The sequence below is a fragment of the Kytococcus sp. HMSC28H12 genome (assembly GCF_001816045.1).
Lineage (GTDB): Bacteria > Actinomycetota > Actinomycetes > Actinomycetales > Dermatophilaceae > Kytococcus > Kytococcus schroeteri.
This window is the reverse complement of the sequence record NZ_KV824421.1, coordinates 1-4,549: the sequence shown is the minus strand read 5'-3', so window position 1 is coordinate 4,549 and position 4,549 is coordinate 1. Positions and strand designations below refer to the sequence as shown.

The 4,549-nt window shown below is 74.7% G+C and carries 4 protein-coding genes; 2 read left to right on the top strand and 2 right to left on the bottom strand.

Going from position 1 to position 4,549, the window contains the following annotated elements; all coding sequences use genetic code 11:
• Both HMPREF3099_RS05535 and HMPREF3099_RS05530 read right to left on the bottom strand, forming a co-directional pair.
• Window positions 1-1,048 (bottom strand): alpha/beta fold hydrolase (locus HMPREF3099_RS05535; RefSeq protein WP_141762011.1); only part of this gene is annotated, 1,048 nt, incomplete at its 3' end.
• Complete coding sequence (locus HMPREF3099_RS05530; protein ID WP_070705048.1) at window positions 1,045-2,067, bottom strand: 3-oxoacyl-ACP synthase III; 1,023 nt, start codon at window positions 2,065-2,067, stop codon at window positions 1,045-1,047. The genes HMPREF3099_RS05530 and HMPREF3099_RS05535, both read right to left, overlap by 4 nt.
• Before the next feature lie 97 nt (window positions 2,068-2,164).
• Here HMPREF3099_RS05530 and HMPREF3099_RS05525 point away from each other — a divergent pair, with 97 nt between their 5' ends.
• On the top strand, window positions 2,165-2,929 hold the full coding sequence (locus HMPREF3099_RS05525) for an ABC transporter ATP-binding protein (protein WP_070705045.1): 765 nt from the start codon (window positions 2,165-2,167) through the stop codon (window positions 2,927-2,929).
• Window positions 2,914-4,503 carry a hypothetical protein gene (locus HMPREF3099_RS05520; RefSeq protein ID WP_070705042.1) on the top strand — a complete coding sequence of 530 codons (1,590 nt, stop codon included), beginning with the start codon at window positions 2,914-2,916 and terminating at the stop codon, window positions 4,501-4,503. The genes HMPREF3099_RS05525 and HMPREF3099_RS05520 overlap by 16 nt, the downstream gene beginning before the upstream one ends.
• The last annotated feature ends 46 nt before the right edge of the window (window positions 4,504-4,549 follow it).

The following is a 4,549-nucleotide window of genomic DNA, read 5'->3' as shown; positions in this document are numbered from 1 at the left end:
TGAGCCGCGACCACAGGACCGTGCCGTCCGGGCGGCCGGTGCCGGCGTCGTCCACCGGGCGGGCGCTCCCGCGGGCGGCGGGGTCGGTGAGCCACGCCCAGGCCATGCCCACGCCCTCGGGGGCGTCCTCGAGCACCAGGTGCGACGCAGTGCCGAAGCGGTGCACGTCGGCATCGGGGAAGCGCTCCAGCAGGTCGCGCAGGTAGCGGTCGGTGAAGACCGGGTCCTGCGCGCCCCAGAGCACCAGGGCGGGCACGTCGAGGGCGGCGGCGCCGGCGGCCACCTCCTCGAGCGTCGCGCGCGAGGGGTGGTCGGGCTCCAGCGGGATGTCGGCCACGAAGTCGCCCACCGCGCGGCGCCGGTCGCGGCGCACGTACGGGGAGGCCAGCGCGCGGGCGTCGGCCGTCTCGGGGCCGGGACGCCCCACCCACGAGGCGGCGTGCACGAAGGTCGGGGTGTCCACCGTGGCCAGTCGGTGCAGGCGGGCGGCGCGCGCGGCCCGGATGCCCGGGGGCACCCGGTCGTCCGGCTGCCACAGCGCGGTGTTGGTGATGACCGCCGAGGCGATCCGCCCCGGGTGCCGCGCGGCCCAGCCCAGCCCGATGGCGCCGCCCCAGTCGTGCACCATCACCGAGACCGGCAGGTCGCCGTGCTCGCCGCCGAGGACGCCCAGCTGCGCCATCGCCTCGTCCAGGTCGTCGATGCGGTCGCGCAGGCGCCGCGTGGTGCCCGAGCGCTCGCTGTGGCCCATGCCCACGTGGTCCACGGCCACCACGCGCCAGTCGGCCGGGGCGTGCCCCAGCACCCGGCGCCACAGGTACGACCAGGTGGGGTTGCCGTGCACGCACACCAGCACGTGCCGTACGGCGGCAGGGTCGGCGCCGGCGGCCACCATCGCGGGGGAGTGGGTGTCCAGCACGGCCATCCGGGCCGCGGGAAGGTCGCCGCGGGCGGGCAGCTGCAGGTGGTGCTGCCAGCGGGGGTCCACCCCGGGCAGCCCGGTCAGGGGGGTCGCGCGGTCGCCGGTGGCCGGGGGCACGGGGCTCACCACTCGATCTCGGCGCAGCAGGCGTTCAGGCCCGACCCGATCCCCATGAGCAGCAGGCGGTCGCCGCGTTCCAGCTGCGGGGCCTCCATCGCCAGGGTGAACGGCACGGCCGCCGGACCCAGGTTGCCGAACCGGGGGAAGGTCCGCGGCACCTTCGCGCCGTCCAGCCCGAGGCGGTCGCAGACCTGCTCGGTGTGCACGGTGGAGACCTGGTGGATCACGTAGCGGTCCATGTCCTGCCAGTCGAACTCCTCCCGCGCGTCGGCCCACAGCGCCTCGGAGAGCGCGATGCCGGCGTCCTGCAGGGCCACCGAGTCGGTGGTCATGCGGTCGAAGTCGCCCACGCACAGCTCGTGGTGCTCGGTGGCCGCGCGGGAGACGCCGCCGACGAAGCGGTGCCCCTCGGGGTGCTGGTCGGTGCGTCCCAGCACCATCGCGGCCGCGCCGGAGCCCAGGGTGAGCGTCGCCAGCTGCTGCAGCACGTCGTCGGCCGTCGCGTCCTCGCGCTCCAGACGGGCCAGCGTGCGCTCCTGCGTGGCGCGGCTGGTCTCGGCGTTCACCACCAGGGCGTACTCGATCTGCCCGGAGTCGATCATCGCGGCGGCGATCTGCATGCCGTTGACGAAGCCCAGGCAGGCGTTGGTGACGTCGAAGTTCATGGCGCTGCGCGGCATCCCCAGGGCGTCGTGCACGCGCACCGCGGTGGACGGCTCGAGGTGGTCACGGCTCACCGAGGTGTTGACCATGAGGCCCACCTGCTCGGGCCTGATGCCGGCGTCCACCATCGCGCGGCGGCCCGCCTCGGCGGCGGCCTCGGTGAAGTGCACGTCCTGCGGCCACCACCGGCGCTCCTTGACGCCCACCAGGCGCGAGAGCACGCCGGGCACCAGCCTGTTGCGGCGCAGGGTGTCCATGATGCGTTCGTCGAACTCCGCCGAGGTGCGGACCTCTGGGGCCGGGAGTCCGGTGACCGAGAGGATCGAGGTGTTGCTGTGGCGGAAGGTGGCGTTGCCGGGCATGCGAGATCGAAGAACCTTTCAGTGGGAGCCGCGCCAGTCTTTCACGCAGCCTGGGACCGCGCTCTCCGCCGGTGGTCGTGGGGCATACCCTCCGGACATGGAGACCAACGGGGTGGCGATGCAGTGGCGGGGGCTCACCAAGGCCTTCAGCGGCCAGGTGGCGGTGGCGGGGGTGGACCTCGACGTGCCGCGCGGGGCCGTGATGGGGCTCGTGGGCCCCAACGGTGCGGGCAAGACGACGGCGCTCTCGATGGCCACCGGCCTGCTGCGCCCCGACGCCGGCGCGGTGCAGGTGCTCGGCCACGACGTGTGGTCCGCGCCGCACGAGGCGAAGGCCCTGCTCGGGGTGCTGCCCGACGGGCTGCGACTCTTCGACCGCCTCTCCGGCCAGGAGCTGCTGACCTACGTGGGGCGCCTGCGGGGCATGGACGAGGTCACCACCACCGAGCGCACCGGGCAGCTGCTCGCCGCGCTCGGGCTGGAGCCGGCCGCCCACAAGATGGTGGTGGACTACTCGGCCGGCATGACCAAGAAGATCGGCTTGGCCTGCGCCCTGCTCCACGCCCCGCGGGTACTCGTGCTCGACGAGCCGCTCGAGGCGGTGGACCCCGTCTCGGCGCAGGGCATCCGCGATCTCCTGGCCGACTACGCGGCCGGTGGCGGCACCGTGGTCATCTCCAGCCACGTCATGGAGCTCGTGGAGTCCCTCTGCTCGCACGTGGCGATCATGGCCGAGGGGCACCTGCTCGTCTCCGGGACGGTGGAGCAGGTGCGTGGCGGTGACTCCCTGCAGTCCACCTTCATCCGCCTCGTCGGTGGAGGGCGCGAGTACGGGGAGGGCCTGTCGTGGTTGCGCTCCTGATCCGCCTCAAGTGGACCCTGCTCAAGGCCGGCTTCCGGCGCAACGGGTGGGCCCTGGCCGGCTTCGTCCTGGGCACCCTGCTGGGCCTGGCGCTCGCGGTGGGTGCGTGCGTGGCCCTGGCCTCGATGCGGGGCCTGGCCCCGGACCTCGCGGCCGAGCTGGTCACCGTGGTGCTGGCGGCCCTGTCCTTCGGTGTGGTGCTGGTGCCCCTGGTCTCCACCGGTGTGGACGACACGCTCGACCCCAGCCGGTTCGCCCTGCTGCCGGTGACCTCCCGCCAGCTCCTCCCGGGTCTCGTGGTGGGCTCGCTCGTGGGCATCACGGGGCCGGTGCTCGGGCTCGGCGCGGCGGGCGCCGTCATCGGGCTGGCGCGCGGGCCGGTGCTCGTGGCGGCGTCGGTGGTGGCCGCGCTGCTGTGGGGGCTCACCACCATCGTGCTGCGCAGCGCGGCCGCGGCGGGCATGAGTGCACCGGGCACCCCCCGCTGGGTCCGTGACCTCGCGATGGGGGTGGGCGTGCTCCTGGCGGCCAGCACCGGGCTGCTGTCCAACCTCCTCACGGTCGGGGTCGACTCGGCCGAGGCGCTCCGCCACCGGCTCGACCTGGTCACGCAGGTGGTGGGCTGGACACCCTTCGGCCTGCCGTGGGCGGCCGTCGCGGACCTGGAGGCGGGCCGGTGGGCCGCGGCGGGTCTGCGGGGCGTCGTGGGGCTGGGGGTGCTGGGCCTGCTCCTGTGGTGGTGGGAGAGGTCCGTCGCCGGGCGCCTGGTGTCACCGCTGGAGGAGACCGGGTCGGGTCACGACGTGCACCTGGGCCGTCTCGCGCGGCTCGCCCCCGTCACGCCCGCCGGCGGGGTGATGCTGCGCAGCCTGCTCAACTGGCGCCGCGACCCCCGCTACGTCATGAACTTCGCGATGGCGGTGCTCATGCCGGTGCTCGCGGTGGGGCCCATGCTGCTGCAGGGCCTGTCGACCGACGCCTCGCCGCTGCTGCCGTACGCCGGGTGCGCGGTGGTGCTCTCCTTCGCCATGGTCACGATGCAGGACACGAGTTACGACGGGTCGGCCTTCTGGCTGCACGTCTCCTCGGGGATGCGCGGCTGGCAGGACCGGTGGGGCCGCTTCCTGGCGGTGGTCACCGTGGCCGCGCCGCTCGTCGTGGCCACCGTGCTGCTGGGGTGCGCCCTCAGTGGCCGGTGGGACCAGCTGCCCAACGCCCTGGGCGTGTCCCTGGGCCTGCTCGCGGTGGGGTGCGGGCTCGGTCAGGTGACGAGCGCGTTGTGGCAGTTCCCCGCGCCGCAGGCCGGGGCCAACCAGTTCTCCACCCCGCCGGGCAGCACGTTGGCCACCCTCTTGGCGATGGTCGTGGTCTGGATCGGCCTGGGCGTGGTGGCCGGAGGCGCGGTGGCCCTGTGGTTCGCCACCCGCGACCACGGGTGGGTCCACCAGCTGGTCGGGCCGACCGTGCTCTCGGTGGGGGCCCTGGCGGCCTGGGCCGGCGTCGTGGGCTCGGGCCGCTGGCTCGAGCGCCGTTGGCCGGACGTGCTGGCTGCCGTCACCGAGAAGGGCGCCTGACCGGCACGTCCCGGACGAGGGGGCCGCACCCACCCGGGTGCGGCCC

Coding starts and splice junctions, on each gene's coding strand:
- HMPREF3099_RS05530 (WP_070705048.1), bottom strand. CDS start 2,067: ATGCCCGGCAACGCCACCTTCCGCCACAGCAACACCTCGATCCTCTCG.
- HMPREF3099_RS05525 (WP_070705045.1), top strand. CDS start 2,165: ATGGAGACCAACGGGGTGGCGATGCAGTGGCGGGGGCTCACCAAGGCC.